General features: G+C 68.5%; 11 protein-coding genes. All 11 read left to right on the top strand.

Translation table 11 applies throughout. The features are described 5' to 3' along the window. The 11 genes from AWC17_RS23350 to AWC17_RS23300 all read left to right on the top strand — a co-directional run bounded on the left by AWC17_RS23350 (window position 1) and on the right by AWC17_RS23300 (window position 16,772). Entirely contained in the window at window positions 1–1,878 is a 1,878-nt protein-coding gene (locus AWC17_RS23350; RefSeq protein WP_046182763.1) for a galactan 5-O-arabinofuranosyltransferase, read from the top strand. Continuing rightward, window positions 1,878–5,168 carry an arabinosyltransferase domain-containing protein gene (locus AWC17_RS23345; RefSeq protein ID WP_046182764.1) on the top strand — a complete coding sequence of 1,097 codons (3,291 nt, stop codon included), beginning with the start codon at window positions 1,878–1,880 and terminating at the stop codon, window positions 5,166–5,168. The genes AWC17_RS23350 and AWC17_RS23345 overlap by 1 nt, the downstream gene beginning before the upstream one ends. 63 nt (window positions 5,169–5,231) lie before the next feature. After that, entirely contained in the window at window positions 5,232–5,555 is a 324-nt protein-coding gene (locus AWC17_RS23340; protein ID WP_046182765.1) for an ArsR/SmtB family transcription factor, read from the top strand. After that, window positions 5,555–6,037: an SRPBCC family protein gene (locus tag AWC17_RS23335; RefSeq protein ID WP_046182766.1), complete on the top strand. Its 483-nt coding sequence runs from the start codon at window positions 5,555–5,557 to the stop codon at window positions 6,035–6,037. The genes AWC17_RS23340 and AWC17_RS23335 overlap by 1 nt, the downstream gene beginning before the upstream one ends. Further along, window positions 6,034–6,657: a maleylpyruvate isomerase family mycothiol-dependent enzyme gene (locus tag AWC17_RS23330; protein ID WP_046182767.1), complete on the top strand. Its 624-nt coding sequence runs from the start codon at window positions 6,034–6,036 to the stop codon at window positions 6,655–6,657. The genes AWC17_RS23335 and AWC17_RS23330 overlap by 4 nt, the downstream gene beginning before the upstream one ends. 126 nt (window positions 6,658–6,783) lie before the next feature. Continuing rightward, a complete protein-coding gene (locus AWC17_RS23325) occupies window positions 6,784–10,119 on the top strand; it encodes an arabinosyltransferase domain-containing protein (protein ID WP_085165154.1) in 3,336 nt (1,111 codons plus the stop codon). After that, a complete protein-coding gene (locus AWC17_RS23320; protein ID WP_085165153.1) occupies window positions 10,116–13,316 on the top strand; it encodes an arabinosyltransferase domain-containing protein in 3,201 nt (1,066 codons plus the stop codon). The genes AWC17_RS23325 and AWC17_RS23320 overlap by 4 nt, the downstream gene beginning before the upstream one ends. 155 nt (window positions 13,317–13,471) lie before the next feature. Further along, window positions 13,472–13,978: a hypothetical protein gene (locus tag AWC17_RS23315; RefSeq protein ID WP_046183182.1), complete on the top strand. Its 507-nt coding sequence runs from the start codon at window positions 13,472–13,474 to the stop codon at window positions 13,976–13,978. Between the two features lie 106 nt (window positions 13,979–14,084). Further along, entirely contained in the window at window positions 14,085–14,552 is a 468-nt protein-coding gene (locus tag AWC17_RS23310) for a hypothetical protein (RefSeq protein WP_046183183.1), read from the top strand. Continuing rightward, window positions 14,549–14,989 (top strand): oxoglutarate dehydrogenase inhibitor Odhl, encoded by a 441-nt coding sequence (odhI, locus tag AWC17_RS23305; RefSeq protein WP_046183184.1) that lies wholly within the window; start codon window positions 14,549–14,551, stop codon window positions 14,987–14,989. The genes AWC17_RS23310 and odhI overlap by 4 nt, the downstream gene beginning before the upstream one ends. A gap of 10 nt (window positions 14,990–14,999) precedes the next feature. Then, window positions 15,000–16,772, top strand: coding sequence for an acyl-CoA dehydrogenase family protein (locus AWC17_RS23300; RefSeq protein ID WP_046183185.1), 1,773 nt, complete (start codon window positions 15,000–15,002; stop codon window positions 16,770–16,772). The last annotated feature ends 58 nt before the right edge of the window (window positions 16,773–16,830 follow it).

Below are 16,830 nucleotides of genomic sequence, written 5' to 3'. Positions count from 1 at the left end.
ATGCGTAACGCGCTGGCCGCTCTGGGCCAGATGGCTTTGGCGGTGGCGGTGGCCGTCGTCGTCGCGGTGGTCTCGCTGGTCGCCATCTCTCGCGTGCAGTGGCCGGCCTTTCCGTCGTCCAACCAGTTGCACGCGCTGACCACCGTGGGGCAGGTCGGCTGCCTGGCCGGCCTGGTCGCCGCGGGTTGGGCGTGGGGACGATCCGGCCGACATCGGTGGCCGGCCCAGTTGGGTGGGCTGGTGTTCGTGTCCGCGTTCACCGTTGTGACGCTGGGCATGCCGCTGGGCGCGACCAAGCTGTACCTGTTCGGCATCTCCGTCGACCAGCAGTTTCGCACCGAGTACCTGACCCGGCTTGCCGACAGCCCGGCCCTGCGCGACATGACCTACATCGGGCTGCCGCCCTTCTACCCGCCGGGCTGGTTCTGGATCGGCGGGCGGGCCGCGGCGCTGAGCGGAACACCGGCCTGGGAGATCTACAAGCCGTGGGCAGTCACCTCGATCACCGTCGCGGTCGCCGTCGCCCTGGTGCTGTGGTGGCGGATGGTCCGTTTCGAGTACGCGCTGATCGTCACCACCGCCACGGCGGCGGCAACGCTCGCCTACGGCTCACCCGAACCCTACGCGGCGATGATCACCGTGCTGCTGCCGCCGGTGTTGGTGCTGACCTGGTCGGGCCTGCGCGGCGGCGAACGCGGGGGCGGTTGGGCCGCGGTCGTTGGCGCCGGGATATTCGTCGGCTGGACGGCCACCTGGTATCTGCTGCTGTTCGCCTTCGGCGCGTTCACCGTCCTGCTGATGGCCCTGTGGCTGGCCGGCCTGCGCTGGCGGCAGGGCGGCGTCAAGAATGCGCTCGACCCGCTGCGCCGGCTGGCCGTCATCGCCGTCATCGCCGCGGCCATCGCGAGCACCACCTGGCTGCCGTTCCTGTTGCGGGCGGCCGGAAGCCCGGTCAGCAACTCCGGCAGCGCCCAGCACTACCTGCCGGCCGACGGTGCCGTCCTGACCTTCCCGATGCTGCAGTTCTCCCTGCTGGGCGCGGTCTGCCTGCTGGGTGCGCTATGGCTGGTGGTGCGCGCCCGGACGTCGGTGCGGGCCGGCGCCCTGGCCGTCGGCGTGCTGGCCGTCTACCTTTGGTCGCTGCTGTCGATGCTGACCACGCTGGCGCGCACCACGCTGCTGTCGTTCCGGCTGCAGCCCACCCTGACCGTGCTGCTGGTTGCCGCCGGGGCGTTCGGCTTCGTCGAGGCGGTGCGGGCGCTGTCCGAGCGGGGCCGGGCCGTCCTCCCCGTCGCCGGGGCCGTCGGCCTGGCCGCCGCGATCGCGTTCAGTCAGGACATTCCCGACGTGCTGCGCCCGGATCTCACCATCGCCTACACCGACACCGACGGCAACGGCCAGCGCGGCGACCGGCGACCGCCCAGCTCGGAGAAGTTCTACCCCGACATCGACCACGCCATCACGACCGTGACCGGCAGGCCTCGTGATGAGACCGTCGTGATGACCGCCGACTACAGCTTCCTGTCCTTCTATCCCTATTGGGGATTTCAGGGACTGACGTCGCACTACGCCAACCCGCTGGCGCAGTTCGACCTGCGCGCAATCCAGATCAACAAGTGGTCCAAACTCAAGTCCGCCGACGAGCTCACCCACGCGCTCGACACCTGTCCCTGGCCGCCGCCCACGGTGTTCCTCATGCGCCGCGGCGCGAACGGCAACTACACGCTGCGGCTGGCCGAGGACGTGTATCCCAACCAGCCCAACGTCCGCCGCTACACCGTCGACTTGCGGGCCGCCCTCTTCGACAGCCCGCAGTTCGTCGTCCACAGCGCCGGCCCGTTCGTGGTGGCCATCCGCAAGCCCGTGACAACCCGCTGATGAGCACCGACACCTCGCCGCCAAGCGTCGAAGAACTAGCATCTACCACCGTGACCGACACGGGAGCGAACCACCGGATCACTCGGTTGGTTGCTACCGTCGCCGGGCTCCTCGGGGCTTTGCTGGCCATCGCCACCCCGCTGCTGCCGGTCAACCAGACCACCGCGCAGCTCAACTGGCCACAGAACGGCACGTTCGAGAGCGTTGACGCGCCGCTGATCGGGTATGTGGCCACCGACCTCAACGTCACCGTGCCCTGTCAGGCCGCCGCCGGGCTGGCCGGTCCGCAGAACGCTGCGAAGACGGTGCTGTTGTCGACCGTGCCCAAGCAGGCCCCCAAGGCCGTCGACCGCGGCCTGCTCATCCAGCGCGCCAACGACTACCTCGTCGTGGTGGTCCGCAACGTCGCGGTGGTGACCGCCCCGCTGAGCCAGGTGCTCAGCCCGGCCTGTCAGCGGTTGACGTTCACCGCGCATGCCGACCGGGTCACCGCCGAGTTCGTCGGGCTGACCCAGGGACCCAACGCCGAACACCCCGGCTCGCCGCTGCGTGGGGAGAAGAGCGGTTACGACTTCCGGCCTCAGATCGTCGGCGTGTTTACCGATCTCGCTGGGCCGGCGCCGCCGGGTCTGAGCTTTTCGGCGACCATCGACACCCGCTACAGCAGCAGCCCTACCCAGCTGAAGATGGCGGCGATGATCCTCGGGGTCGTGCTGACGGCCGCCGCCCTGGTCGCGCTGCACCTGCTCGACACCGCCGACGGCACCCGGCACCGCCGCTTCCTGCCGTCGCGCTGGTGGTCTGTCACCGGTCTGGATGGGCTGGTCATCGCAGTGCTGGTGTGGTGGCAGTTCGTCGGCGCCAACACTTCCGACGACGGCTACATCCTGACCATGGCCCGGGTATCCGAGCACGCCGGCTACATGGCGAACTACTACCGCTGGTTCGGTACGCCGGAGGCCCCCTTCGGCTGGTACTACGACCTGCTGGCGTTGTGGGCCCACGTCAGCACGGCCAGCATTTGGATGCGGTTGCCCACCCTGGTCATGGCGCTGACGTGCTGGTGGGTGATCAGCCGTGAAGTCATGCCGCGCCTGGGTCACGCCGTCAAGCTGAACCGCGGTGCGGCGTGGACGGCGGCCGGCATGTTCCTGGCCGTGTGGCTGCCGCTCAACAACGGGCTGCGGCCCGAGCCGATCATCGCGCTGGGCATCCTGCTGACCTGGTGCTCGGTGGAGCGCGCGGTGGCCACCAGCCGGCTGCTGCCGGTGGCGGCCGCCTGCATCATCGGTGCGCTGACGCTGTTTTCGGGGCCGACGGGCATCGCCTCGATCGGTGCCCTGCTGGTCGCCGTCGGGCCGCTGCGGACCATCCTGCACCGCCGGTCCAAACGGTTCGGCGCGCTGCCACTGGTGGCTCCCCTGTTCGCCGCGGTCACCGTCACCGCCATCCTCATCTTCCGCGACCAGACTCTGGCCGGCGAGGTCCAGGCCAGCATGCTCAAGCGTGCCGTCGGGCCCAGCTTGAGTTGGTTCGACGAACACATCCGCTACGAGCGCCTGTTCATGGCCAGCCCCGACGGGTCGGTCGCCCGGCGCTTCGCCGTGCTGGCGTTGGTCCTGGCGCTCGGGATCACGGTCGCAATGTCGTTGCGCAAGGGCCGGATTCCGGGCACAGCCGCCGGTCCGAGCCGCCGCATCGTCGGGATCACGATCATCTCGTTCGTCGCGATGATGTTCACCCCCACCAAGTGGACCCACCATTTCGGGGTGTTCGCCGGGCTGGCCGGACCACTGGGCGCGCTGGCCGCCGTTGCGGTGACTTCCGTGGCGATGCGATCCCGGCGCAACCGCACCATGTTCGCCGCCGTCGTGCTGTTCCTGGTAGCCCTGTCGTTCGCCAGCGTCAACGGCTGGTGGTATGTGTCCAATTTCGGTGTGCCATGGTCGAATTCGTTTCCGGCGTGGCACTACGCCTTCGCCACCGCGCTGCTCGGGCTGACCGTAGTGGTGCTGCTGCTGGCGGCGTGGTTCCATTTCGTTTCGCCTGATAACGGGCCGCCCAAGACCCGGTACGGGGCGCGTGTGGCCGGAATCGTCCAGTCCCCGTTGGCAATTGCGACGTGGCTGCTGGTGGTGTTCGAGGTGGCGTCGCTGACCCTGGCGATGACCGCGCAGTACCCCGCGTGGTCGGTGGGCCGGTCCAACCTGCAGGCCCTGATGGGCAAGTCCTGCGGCCTGGCCGAGGACGTGCTGGTGGAACAGGATCCCAACGCCGGTGCGCTGTCGCCGGTGAGCGCTCCCCCGCGAGCGGGAGGTGCCCCCACGGTGGGTGACGCCCTGGGAGCGGGCTTGTCGGAAGCCTTCACGCCCAACGGCATTCCCGCCGACGTCCGCGCCGACCCGGTGATGGAACGTCCCGGTGACCGCAGCTTCATCAACGACGACAAGCTGGTCACCGGCGCCGAGGCGGGCACCGAGGGCGGCACCAATCCGGCACCGGGAATCAACGGTTCGGTCGCCCAGCTGCCCTACAACCTGGATCCGTCGCGCACGCCCGTCCTGGGCAGCTGGCGCCCGGGCATCCAGGTGCCCGCCCACCTGCGATCGGGCTGGTACCGACTGCCCGCCCGCGACAAGGCGCGGCCGCTGCTGGTGGTGAGCGCGGCCGGTCGCTTCGACCCCCGCGAGGTCCAGGTCCAGTGGGCCACCGATGACGAGGCGGCGAGCGGACACCCCGGCGGGTCGTTCCAGTTCGCCGACGTGGGGGCCTCCCCGGCGTGGCGCAACTTGCGGCTGCCGCTGTCGGCCATCCCCACCAGTGCCACCCAGGTCCGGTTGGTCGCCGACGACGAAGACCTGGCCCCGCAGCACTGGATCGCGCTCACGCCGCCGCGGATTCCGCAGCTGCGCACGCTGCAGGACGTGGTCGGCTCGAAAGACCCGGTGTTCCTCGACTGGCTGGTCGGCCTGGCGTTCCCCTGCCAGCGGCCGTTCAGCCATCAGAACGGCCTCGACGAGACACCGAAATGGCGCATCCTGCCGGACCGATTCGGCGCCGAAGCCAACTCGCCCGTCATGGACAACAACGGCGGCGGCCCGCTCGGGGTCACCGAACTGCTGGTGAAGCCGACGACGGTGGCCACTTATCTGAAGGACGACTGGTCTCGGGACTGGGGCTCGCTGCAACGGTTGACGCCCTACTACCCCAACGCTCAGCCCGCCGAACTCCAGCTGGGGCGGGCGACGCGCAGCGGGCTGTGGAACCCGGCACCGCTGCGCAAGACCTAGGCATCGCCTCGGCCGTCGGCCGGGTCTTGCCGACCCTTATCCGTAACCCTATGCTTACCGTTCGTGGTCACTTACCAAAGCGGTGACGTGTGGCTGGCCCTGGCCGACGGGACGCGGCGGGCCATCGTCGAACGTCTCGCGCACGGCCCGTCGGCGGTCGGCGAATTGGCTCGCGACCTGCCCGTCAGCAGGCCGGCGGTGTCACAACACCTCAAAGTGCTCAAGTCCGCCGGGCTGGTGCGTGACCGCGCCGCGGGGACCCGCCGGGTCTACCAACTCGACCCGACTGGCCTGGAGGCATTGCGTGCCGATCTCGACCGGTTCTGGACGCAGGCGCTGGCCGGCTACGCCCAGAGGATCGACGAGAGTGAAGGAGAAGCCCTGTGATGCAACGGATTCCCAACGTCACCCACCACGTCGTCGTCAACGCGCCAATCGAGCGGGCGTTCGCCGTCTTCACCGAGCAGTTCGGCGCCTTCAAGCCCCGGGAGCATAACCTGCTGGCGGTCCCGATCGCCGAGACGGTGTTCGAGCCCCGGGCGGGCGGCCACATCTACGACCGCGGCGTCGACGGCAGCGTGTGCCGCTGGGCGCGGGTCTTGGCCTACGAGCCGCCGCACCGGCTCCTGTTCAGCTGGGATATCGGCCCTACCTGGCAGCTGGAGTCCGACCAGGCTAAAACCAGCGAAGTCGAGGTGCGCTTCACCGCGGAGTCCGACGCCCGCACCCGGGTCGACCTCGAACACCGCCACCTGGACCGCCACGGTCCCGGATGGCAATCCGTCGCCGAGGGTGTCGACGGCGAGGCGGGCTGGCCGCTGTACCTGGATCGCTACGCCCGCCTGCTGCCCGCCGGGGCCCGGAAATGACGGCCACCCTGATGGACATGGCCGGCGCCGAGCGGGCCGATTTGGCGGAATTCCTGGCCACCCTGACGCCGCAGCAGTGGGACGCGCCCAGCCTGTGTTCCGGTTGGACGGTCAAAGACGTTGTGGCGCATGTGATCAGCTACGAAGAGCTCGGCGCCCTCGGGCTGCTGAAGCGCTTCGCGAAGGGCTGGCTGGTCCGGGCCAACCAGGTCGGCGTCGACGAGTTCGCGGACCTGAGTCCCGAACAGTTGCTGTATTTTCTGCGTACCCATCTCCAACCACGCGGCCTGACAGCGGGTTTCGGCGGGATGATCGCACTCGTCGACGGCACCATCCACCACCAGGACATCCGCCGCGCGCTGGGGCGACCGCGCAGCGTGCCGGTCGATCGGCTCGAGCGGGTCCTCGGCTTGGTGCCCGGCAATCCCAGGCTCGGCGCCGGACGCCGGATCAGAGGGCTGCGGCTGCGCGCCACCGACCTCGATTGGGAACACGGCCACGGCCCGGAAGTCACCGGGCCCGGGGAGGCGCTTCTGATGGCGATGTCCGGGCGGCCCGCTGCGCTCGCCGACCTCGACGGCCCCGGCCTGGACACCCTGGCCGCCCGGCTCACCCGCTGACGCTGCACGGCCCCGCGCGGCCCCGCGTCCTCGGCGGACAAAATCTTCAATGTCCGACCGTCCGCGGGCCCGCGCGCGGCCCCGCGTCCTCGGCGGACAAAGCGGCTTCGCTTACGATCGAGCCTCGTGCCCCCCGACGGTAATCAGCGATCGCAGCGGATCCCCCGGTTGGTGGCCGCCGTCGCGGGGATCGTGGGACTGCTGTTGTGCGCGCTCGTCCCGTTGCTCCCCGTTCGACAGACCACCGCGACCGTGCTGTGGCCCCAGGGCACCACCGACGGGCACGTCACCCAGATCACCGCGCCCCTGGTGTCCGGGGCGCCGCGGGCACTGGACATCTCCATTCCATGCGCGGCGATCGCCACCCTGCCCCCCAGCGGCGGCTTGGTGGTCTCCACCCTGCCCGCCGGCGGGATAGACGCCGGCAAGGACGGTCTGTTCGTGCGCGCCGACAAGGACCTGGTGGTCGTCGCGTTCCGCGACACCGTGGCCGCGGCAGCGCCGCGGCAGGCGGTCGCCGGCGGGGCCTGCAGCGTGCTGCACGCCTGGGCCGACGCGGGCTCGGCGGGCGCGGAGTTCGTCGGCATGCCGGGCGCCGCCGGGATGCTGTCCTCGGAAAAGAAGCCCCAAGTCGGCGGGATCTTCACGGACCTGAAGGTGCCCGCCCAACCCGGACTGTCCGCCCGCGTCGACATCGACACCCGGTTCATCACCGCCCCCACCGCCCTCAAACAGCTCGCCATGGTCGTGGGCGCCCTGGCCGTCCTGACGGCCGTGATCGCGCTGGCCGCGCTGGACCGTCGCAGTCGCGGCGGCGGCACGCTGGTCAATTGGCGGTCGCCGATCGCCTGGCTCTCCCGGTACCGCCCCCGGGCGCGGTGGAGTTCGTGGCGCCGGGTAGGGGTGGCGACCTGGATCGCCGACGCCGGAGTGATCGCGACGCTGCTGCTCTGGCACGTCATCGGCGCCACCTCATCCGACGACGGCTACAACCTGACCATCGCCCGTGTCGCCCCCAAGGCCGGCTATATCGCCAACTACTACCGCTACTTCGGCGCGACGGACGCGCCGTTCGACTGGTACCTCGGGGTGTTGTCCAGGCTGGCGTCGGTCAGCACCGCCGGCGTGTGGATGCGGTTACCGGCCACGCTGGCCGGGATCGCCTGCTGGCTGGTGATCAGCCACTGGATCCTGCGCAGGCTGGGGCCGGGCAGGGGCGGCCTGGCGGCGAACCGGGTGGCGGTGTTCACCGCGGGTGCGGTGTTCCTGGCCGCCTGGTTGCCGTTCAACAACGGCTTGCGGCCCGAGCCACTGATCGCGCTCGGCGTGCTGATCACCTGGATCCTGGTCGAACGCGCGATCGCGCTGCAACGGCTGGCCCCGGCCGCGGTCGCCATCTTCGTCGCCATGCTCACCGCGACGCTGGCGCCACAGGGCTTGATCGCCGTCGCCGCGCTGCTGACCGGATCGCGGGCCGTCGCCCAGACGATCCGGCGGCGCCGGGCGACCGACGGGCTGCTCGCGCCGCTGGCGGTGCTGGCGGCGTCGCTGTCCCTGATCACCGTCGTTGTGTTCCGCAGCCAGACGCTGGCCACCATCGCCGAGTCTGCGCGCATCAAATACAAAGTCGGGCCGACGATCGCGTGGTACCAGGAGGGGCTTCGCTACTACTTCCTCACGGTGGAGTCCAACCCCGACGGGTCCATGGCTAGGCGATTCGCGGTCCTGGTGCTGTTGCTGTGCCTGTTCGGGATGCTGGTCATCCTGCTGCGCCGGGGTGGAGTGCCGGGAGTCGCCAGCGGCCCGGCCTGGCGGTTGATCGGCACCACCGCCCTTGGCCTCTTGCTCTTGACGTTCACCCCGACGAAGTGGGCGATCCAGTTCGGCGCCTTCGCCGGACTGGCCGGGGCGCTGGGTGCGGTCACCGCGTTCGCCCTTGCGCGGATCGGCCTGCACAACCGCCGCAACCTCACGCTGTACGTGACGGCACTGCTGTTCGTGTTGGCGGTGGCGACCTCCGGCATCAACGGCTGGTTCTACGTCGGCAACTACGGGGTGCCCTGGTACGACATCCAGCCGGTCATCGCGAGCCATCCGGTGACGTCGATGTTCTTGACGTTGTCGATCCTCACCGGCCTGCTGGCCGCGTGGCAGCACTTCCGGATGGACTACGCCGGCCACACCGAAGTCAAGGACAACCGGCGCAACCGGGTGCTGGCGTCGACGCCCCTGCTCGTGGTCGCGACCATCATGGTCGTCGGCGAAGTCGCCTCACTGACCAAAGGCGCGGTGTTCCGCTACCCGCTCTACACCACCGGCAAGGCCAATCTCGCCGCCATCACCTCGGGTCTTGCGGGGACTTCCCCGCAAAGCTGCGCGATGGCCGACGACGTGCTGACCGAGCCCGACCCCAATGCCGGCATGCTGCAGCCGGCGCCCGGGCAGACCTTCGGCCCCGGCGGCCCGCTCGGCGGTAGCAACCCGGTCGGCTTCAAACCCGACGGCGTGGGCGATGACCTGAGGTCGTACCCCGTGGTGACCAAACCGGGGGTGGTGAATTCCGACGCGTCACCCAACAAGCCAAACGCCGCGATGAGCGACTCGGCGGGCACGGCCGGCGGGAAAGGCCCCGTCGGGGTCAACGGCTCGCACGCGGCGCTGCCGTTCGGTCTCGACCCGGCCCGCACCCCGGTGATGGGCAGCTACGGCGAGAACTCGTTGGCCGCCACCGCCACCTCGGCGTGGTATCAGCTGCCGCAGCGCACCCCGGACCGCCCGATCGTCGTGGTGTCGGCGTCCGGTGCGATCTGGTCGTACAAAGAGGACGGCACCTTCACCTACGGGCAGTCGCTGAAGTTGCAATGGGGAGTCGCTCGCCCCGACGGCACCACCCAGCCGCTGGCGGAGGTGCAGCCGATCGATATCGGACCGGAGCCGGCATGGCGCAATCTGCGGTTCCCACTGACCTGGGCGCCGCCCGAGGCCAACGTGGCGCGCATCGTCGCCTACGACCCGAACCTGAGTTCGGATCAGTGGTTCGCGTTCACGCCGCCGCGGGTTCCGGTGCTGGAACCCTTGCAGCAGCTGATCGGTTCGCACACACCCGTGCTGATGGACATCGCGACCGCCGCCAACTTTCCGTGCCAACGGCCGTTCTCCGAACACCTTGGCGTGGCCGAACTTCCGCAATACCGGATCCTGCCCGACCACAAGCAGACGGCGTCGTCGTCGAACGGGTGGCAGGCCAGCGAGGCCGGCGGTCCGTTCCTGTTCACTCAGGCGATGCTTCGTACCTCGACGATCTCGACGTATCTGCGTGGCGACTGGTATCGCGACTGGGGATCCGTGGAGCAGTACTTCCGGTTGGTGCCGGCTGATCAGGCGCCGGACGCCGTTGTCGAACAGGGTGTGATGACAGTGCACGGCTGGAGCCGGCAGGGACCGATTCGGGCACTGCCATGAGCGTGACGACGGCTGGCAAGGACGTGCGGATGACGCGCTGGGTGGCGACCATCGCCGGCCTGGTCGGGTTCGTGTTGTCGGTGGCCACTCCCCTGTTGCCCGTCGTGCAGACCACCGCGACCCTGAATTGGCCACAGAACGGTCAGCTGAATAGCGTTACCGCACCGCTGATTTCGCTGACCCCGGTCGACGTGACGGCAACCGTGCCCTGCTCTGCGGTGCGCGCCCTGCCACCAGACGGCGGGGTCGTGTTGAGTACGGCGCCCAAGAAGGGCAAGGATGCCGCGCTGAATGCGTTGTTCGTGGTCGTCAACGGCAAGCGCGTCGACGTCACCGACCGCAATGTGGTGATCGCCAGCGCGCCTCGTGACCAGGTGGCGTCCCCGCAATGTCAGCACATCGAGATCACCTCGACAAAAGCGGGCGCCTTCGCCACCTTTGTCGGACTGAATGATCCAGCGGGCAAACCGATCAGCGGCGGTTTCCCCGATCCGAACCTGCGGCCACAGATCGTGGGGGTGTTCACCGACCTCACCGGGCCCGCCCCGCCGGATTTGAAGTTGTCGGCGACCATCGACACCCGGTTCTCCACCACCCCAACGACTTTGAAGCTCACCGCGATGGTGCTGGCCATCGTGTCCACCATCGTCGCGCTGGTCGCGCTGTGGCGCCTCGACCAGCTGGACGGTCACCGGATGCGCCGGCTCATCCCCGCGAACTGGCGCACGTTCACCCTGGCCGACATCACAGTGATCTTCGGCTTCGTGCTCTGGCACGTGATCGGGGCGAACTCGTCGGACGATGGCTACATCCTGGGCATGGCCCGGGTCGCCGACCACGCCGGCTACATGTCGAACTACTTCCGCTGGTTCGGCAGCCCCGAGGACCCCTTCGGCTGGTACTACAACCTGCTGGCACTGATGACCCATGTCAGCGATGCCAGCCTGTGGATGCGGTTGCCGGACTTGATCGCCGGGGTGGTGTGCTGGCTGCTGCTCTCCCGTGAGGTACTGCCCCGGCTGGGGCCCGCGGTAGCCGCCAGCAAGCCGGCGAATTGGGCGGCGGGCATGGTCCTGCTGACCGCCTGGATGCCATTCGACAACGGCCTGCGCCCCGAGCCGATCATCGCCGTCGGTTCGCTGATCACCTATGTGCTGATCGAGCGCTCAATGCGCTACAGCCGACTGACACCCGCCGCGCTGGCGGTCATCGCCGCGGCATTCACCCTCGGCGTCCAGCCCACCGGATTGATCGCGGTGGCCGCGCTGGTCGCCGGTGGGCGTCCGATCCTGCGCATTCTGGTCCGCCGGCATCGGCTGGTCGGCACCTTGCCGCTGGTGGCACCCATGCTGGCCGCGGGCACGGTCATCCTGACCGTGGTATTCGCCGATCAGACGCTGTCAACGGTGTTGGAAGCCACCAGGATTCGGACCGCGATTGGGCCCAGCCAGGCCTGGTACACCGAGAACCTGCGCTACTACTATCTGATTCTGCCCACCGTCGACGGCTCGCTCTCGCGCCGCTTCGGCTTCCTGATCACCGCGCTGTGCCTCTTCACGGCCGTGTTCATCATGTTGCGGCGCAAGCGAGTTCCGGGAGTTGCTCGCGGGCCGGCCTGGCGTTTGATGGGCGTCATCTTCGGCACCATGTTCTTCCTGATGTTCACCCCGACCAAGTGGGTGCACCACTTCGGGCTGTTCGCGGCGGTGGGCGCCGCGATGGCCGCGCTGACGACGGTGCTGGTGTCGCCGAAGGTGCTGCGCTGGTCGCGCAACCGGATGGCGTTCCTGGCGGCGGTGATGTTCGTGTTGGCGCTGTGCTTCGCCACCACCAACGGCTGGTGGTATGTCTCCAGCTACGGCGTGCCGTTCAACAGCAGCATGCCGAAAATCGGCGGAATCACTATCAGCGCAATCTTTTTCGCACTATTCGCCATCGCGGCGGTGTATGCGGCGTGGTTGCACTTCGTGGACCCCAGCCATGGCGAGGGCCGGCTGGCGCGGACGGTGACGGCCGCGCCGGTGCCGGTCGCGGCCGGCTTCATGGCGCTGGTGTTCATCGCGTCGATGGTGGCGGGCATCGTGCGTCAGTACCCGACCTATTCCAACGCCTGGGACAACCTGCGGGAATTCAGCGGAGGTTGCGGGCTGGCCGACGACGTGCTCGTCGAGCCGGACAGCAACGCCGGCTTCATGGCGCCGCTGCCCGGCAATTATGGCTCGCTGGGCCCGCTGGGTGGCGTGAACCCAACAGGGTTCACCCCCAACGGCGTACCGGACCGCACGCTGGCCGAGTCGGTCAAGGAGACGTCGGTCCCACAGCCCGGAACCGACTACGACTGGGACGCTCCGACCAAGCTGAAGGCGCCGGGCATCAACGGATCGACGGTGCCGCTGCCGTACGGCCTCAACCCCGACCAGGTTCCGCTGGCCGGCAGCTACGCAACCGGGGCGCAACAGCAGAGCAAGCTCACCTCGGCGTGGTACCAGCTGCCGAAACCCGACCCCGGACACCCGCTTGTCGTGGTGACCGCCGCCGGCACGATCGCCGGCAACAGCATCCTGCACCACCACACCAGCGGGCAGACCGTGGTCCTGGAATTCGGCAAGCCCGGGCCGGCCGGCGACGTGCTGCCGGCCGGGCGCCTGGTGCCCTACGACCTGTACGGGGAGCAGCCGAAGGTGTGGCGCAACCTGCGCTTCGCGCGCTCCCAGATGCCCGCCGACGCGGTCGCGGTGCGGGTGGTCGCCGAGGACCTGTCCCTGACGCCGGACGACTGGATCGCGCTCACCCCGCCGCGCGTGCCGGAACTGCGCTCGTTGCAGGAGTACGTCGGTTCGACACAGCCGGTGCTGATGGACTGGGCGGTCGGGCTGGCCTTCCCGTGCCAGCAGCCGATGCTGCACGTCAACGGCGTCACCGAGATCCCCAAGTTCCGCATAACTCCGGACTACAACGCCAAGAAGCAGGACACCGACACCTGGCAGGACGGCGTCAACGGCGGCCTGCTGGGCATCACTGATCTGCTGCTACGGGCTCATGTGATGTCGACCTACCTGTCCCACGACTGGGGCCGGGACTGGGGATCGCTGCGCAAGTTCGACAACATCGCCGACGCGCAGCCCGCGCAGCTCGACCTCGGCACCGCGACCCGCAGCGGTTGGTGGTCGCCCGGCCAGATCCGCATTAAGCCCTAGCGGCTTTATAAAGGGTTTCGCCGCAATTGGTCAACTGCCAAATAGCCGCTCAAATTAACGATTGAGTAATTGTCGGCAATAGGTTTAATTCCACCGAACTCGGGCTAATACCTAATCCGCTGTAATCCAGTTCACACGGAGAAACGGGTGGGCCCATGTGCACGCTGACACGCTTACGAACATGTGCGACCGTGATCAGTGTCCTGATCACCTGGGCGGTGACATTCGGGGCGACCAAGGCCGGCGCCGAAGGCGGCACCACGGTCGCCCTGGACAACTATTTGCGGCGCTGCGATTTCAGCCGCGTCGGCGTCGCCCCCAAGGTACCGAGCCCGATGCTGGGCACCGGTTCGGCCCTGATCCGTACCTCCGGGTCAAAAGCGATCGCGGAGGTCCATCTGTACGACGAGCCCGAGCCGGGCACCCACTTCGATGTGGGGCTCATCGAGATGCCCCGGCCGGCGTCGAGCACTTGCGGGCCGGGTGATCCCGGCACCGCTTTCTCTGGCATGGACATCGACGCGGCGGGCAACGGAACGGCAACCGTGCAAGACACCATCCGGCCCGGCACCACGGGCGTGTGGGTGATTATCGAGCGGGCCAACGGAAACTCGCAGAATCCAGCGGAGTTTTACACCTCCGAGTTCGTGGCGCCGGTATAACCCCGGTCCGCCGAAGCAGTGCCATAAGTCCCTATCTCGACGCCGCGGTCAAGTGCTCCGATAAAGGGGATCGCCGAATGACCGGCGTCAGATGAGAGGCACGACAATGGACGCTTCACAACAGTCGCAGGCCGCGACACGCTTTTTCTCCCGCGTGCTCGGTCCATTCCTCGTCGTCGTCGATGTGACGGCGGTGGCGCGTGTCTCCGACATGCAGTCGTTGCTGTCGCAGTTCGAGGCGAATTCCATGTGGACCTTCGTCACCGGCGCCTTCGTCTTGCTGCTCGGACTGACCATCGTTGCGGCTCACCAGAGTTGGCACGGTGCGGCGGCAATCATCGTTTCCCTGATCGGCTGGGTGATCGTGCTGCGCGGGCTGCTGCTGGTGGCTTTCCCCAAGTTCTTCGCCTCGCTGGCTAAAGACATGATCGGCGCGCAAGCCTGGTGGATCACGGCGTGCGTCGTCTTCGCTCTGGTCGGCCTCTACCTGAGCTACGTCGGCTGGGCACCGGCGCCGACGCGGCCGACATCGCAAGCGGCGGCGGCCAACCCGGATGTCCCGCGAGCCGCGTGAGCAGCACGGGTTCGACGCCGCACCAGCCCACTGGGTGCGAAGGCTCGGAAGAACTCACCGGTGACATCGGCAGCGCTGTGCCCGCCGAGTTCGACGCACCGGCAACCAACGCGGCGGTCGAGGACACGCCGACGCTAAGCCCGGGCTCGGCGTTGCTCATCGTCCAGCGCGGGCCTAACGCCGGCTCACGGTTTGCCTTAACCCAACCCGTCATGTCCGCGGGCCGGCATCCGGAAAGCGACATCTACCTCGACGACATCACCGTCAGCCGCCGGCACGCCGAATTGCGCAGCGAGGGTGGCCAATTCCGCATCGTCGACGTGGGCAGCATGAACCACACCTATCTCAACCGGGAGCCCGTCGACTCGGCGGTGCTGGCCAACGGCGACGAAATCCAGATCGGCCGGGTCCGTCTGGTTTTCCTCACGGGCGCGTAGCGTCTCTCCGATGAGCGACTACGCCGTAGAGGCGGTGGACAGGCTGCCCTTCTCCAACGAGGAGAAGTCGCAGCGCTACCAAACCGAGAACTACCGCGGGGCCGTGGGTCTCAACTGGTACCTGACCGATCCCACCCTGCAGTTCACCATGGCGTACTACCTGCAGCCCGACGAACTGGCCGTCGTAGAGCCGCATCTGGCGCGCATGGGCGAGCTGATGGGCGGTCCCGTCGCGCGATGGGCGGAGGAGACCGACCGCAACCCACCCCGGCTGGAGCGCTACGACCGCTGGGGACACGACATCAGCCAGGTCGTCATGCCGGCGTCGTTCACCCAGTCCAAGCGCGCGGTCCTGGATGCGCAGCAGGCCCTGCGCAACGACACGCGCGCCGCCAAGGTGAGCTCGGGCCTGAGCCTGTTCGCGTCCAACTATCTGCTCAACCAGGCCGACATCGGGATGGGCTGCGCGCTGGGCACCGGTGGCGGCATGGTCCAGTCGCTGGTCGCCTCCTTCGCGCCGGCGGACGTGCGAGAGCACGTGCTGGCCAAGTTCGCCTCCGGCGAGTGGGAGGGTGAGACAGCACAATTGCTGACCGAACGCACCGGCGGCTCGGACCTGGGAGCGCTCGAGACGACGGCCACGCGCGCCGGTGATTCCTGGATTCTCAACGGTTTCAAGTGGTTTGCTTCCAATTGCGCCGGCGAGGCGTTCGTCGTACTGGCCAAGCCGGAGGGCGCGCCCGACTCGACGCGGGGCGTCGCCAACTTCCTGGTGCTGCGCACCCGCCGCGACGGGTCGCGCAACGGGGTACGGGTGCGCCGCCTGAAGGACAAGCTCGGCACCCGCTCGGTGGCCTCCGGTGAGGTGGAATTCGTTGATGCAGAAGCGTTTCTGCTGTCCGGCGACCCCACGGACGAGGCCGGCCCATCCGACGGCAAAGGGCTGGGCCGCATGATGGAGCTGACCAACGCCGCGCGCCTCGGCATCGCCCTGTTCGGGCTCGGCAACGCGCGCCGTGCCCTGGTCGAGTCGCTGTGTTACGCCCGGCGGCGGCACGCGTTCGGCGGCGCGCTCATCGACAAACCGCTGATGCGGCGCAAGCTCGCGGAGATGATCGTCGACGTCGAAGCCGCGCAGGCAATGGTTTTCGACGGCACCGGCGCCACCAACCATCGCCAGCCCCGCAACATGCGGCAGCGCATCGCCGTGCCGGTCACCAAGCTCAAAGCCTGCCGGCTCGGAATCACCGCGGCATCCGACGCGATCGAAATCCACGGCGGTAACGGCTATATCGAGACCTGGCCGGTGGCCCGGCTGCTGCGCGACGCGCAGGTCAACACCATCTGGGAGGGGCCCGACAACATCCTCTGTTTGGATGTGCGGCGCGGCATCGAGCAAACCCGCGCGCATGAGGCCTTGTTGGCGCGGCTGCACGACGCGGTGTCCGTTTCCGACGACGACGACACCACCCGGCTGGTCGCCGGGCGCATCGAGGATCTGGACGCGGCGATCACGGCGTGGTCGAAACTGGACCACGACGTGGCCGAGGCGCGGCTGTTCCCGCTGGCCCAATTCATGGGCGACGTGTACGCCGGGGCGCTGCTCACCGAGCAGGCTGCCTGGGAACGCGCCACCCGCAGCGGGGAACGCAAGGCGCTGGTCGCCCGGCTCTACGCGCGCCGGTATCTCGGCGAACGCGGGGCGCTGCGCGGCATCGACGCCGACTCCGACGAGGCGCTGGAGCGCTTCGACGAACTCGTCGACGGCGCGCTGACGGGCTAGAAGTCACTCGCGTCACGGCGAGGAAACCACCACCCGATCCGCAGATCCGATATCGGAT

This window comes from Mycobacterium nebraskense (genome assembly GCF_002102255.1).
Classification (GTDB): Bacteria; Actinomycetota; Actinomycetes; order Mycobacteriales; family Mycobacteriaceae; genus Mycobacterium; species Mycobacterium nebraskense.
Note: the sequence above shows the minus strand (reverse complement) of the source record. Positions and strands in the feature narration are given on the sequence as shown.

Excerpts from the sequence above, each read along its gene's own strand:
- AWC17_RS23350 (WP_046182763.1), top strand. The coding sequence starts at position 1 with ATGCGTAACGCGCTGGCCGCTCTGGGCCAGATGGCTTTGGCGGTGGCG.
- AWC17_RS23345 (WP_046182764.1), top strand. The coding sequence starts at position 1,878 with ATGAGCACCGACACCTCGCCGCCAAGCGTCGAAGAACTAGCATCTACC.
- AWC17_RS23335 (WP_046182766.1), top strand. The coding sequence starts at position 5,555 with ATGCAACGGATTCCCAACGTCACCCACCACGTCGTCGTCAACGCGCCA.
- AWC17_RS23330 (WP_046182767.1), top strand. The coding sequence starts at position 6,034 with ATGACGGCCACCCTGATGGACATGGCCGGCGCCGAGCGGGCCGATTTG.
- AWC17_RS23320 (WP_085165153.1), top strand. The coding sequence starts at position 10,116 with ATGAGCGTGACGACGGCTGGCAAGGACGTGCGGATGACGCGCTGGGTG.
- AWC17_RS23315 (WP_046183182.1), top strand. The coding sequence starts at position 13,472 with ATGTGCACGCTGACACGCTTACGAACATGTGCGACCGTGATCAGTGTC.
- AWC17_RS23310 (WP_046183183.1), top strand. The coding sequence starts at position 14,085 with ATGGACGCTTCACAACAGTCGCAGGCCGCGACACGCTTTTTCTCCCGC.
- AWC17_RS23300 (WP_046183185.1), top strand. The coding sequence starts at position 15,000 with ATGAGCGACTACGCCGTAGAGGCGGTGGACAGGCTGCCCTTCTCCAAC.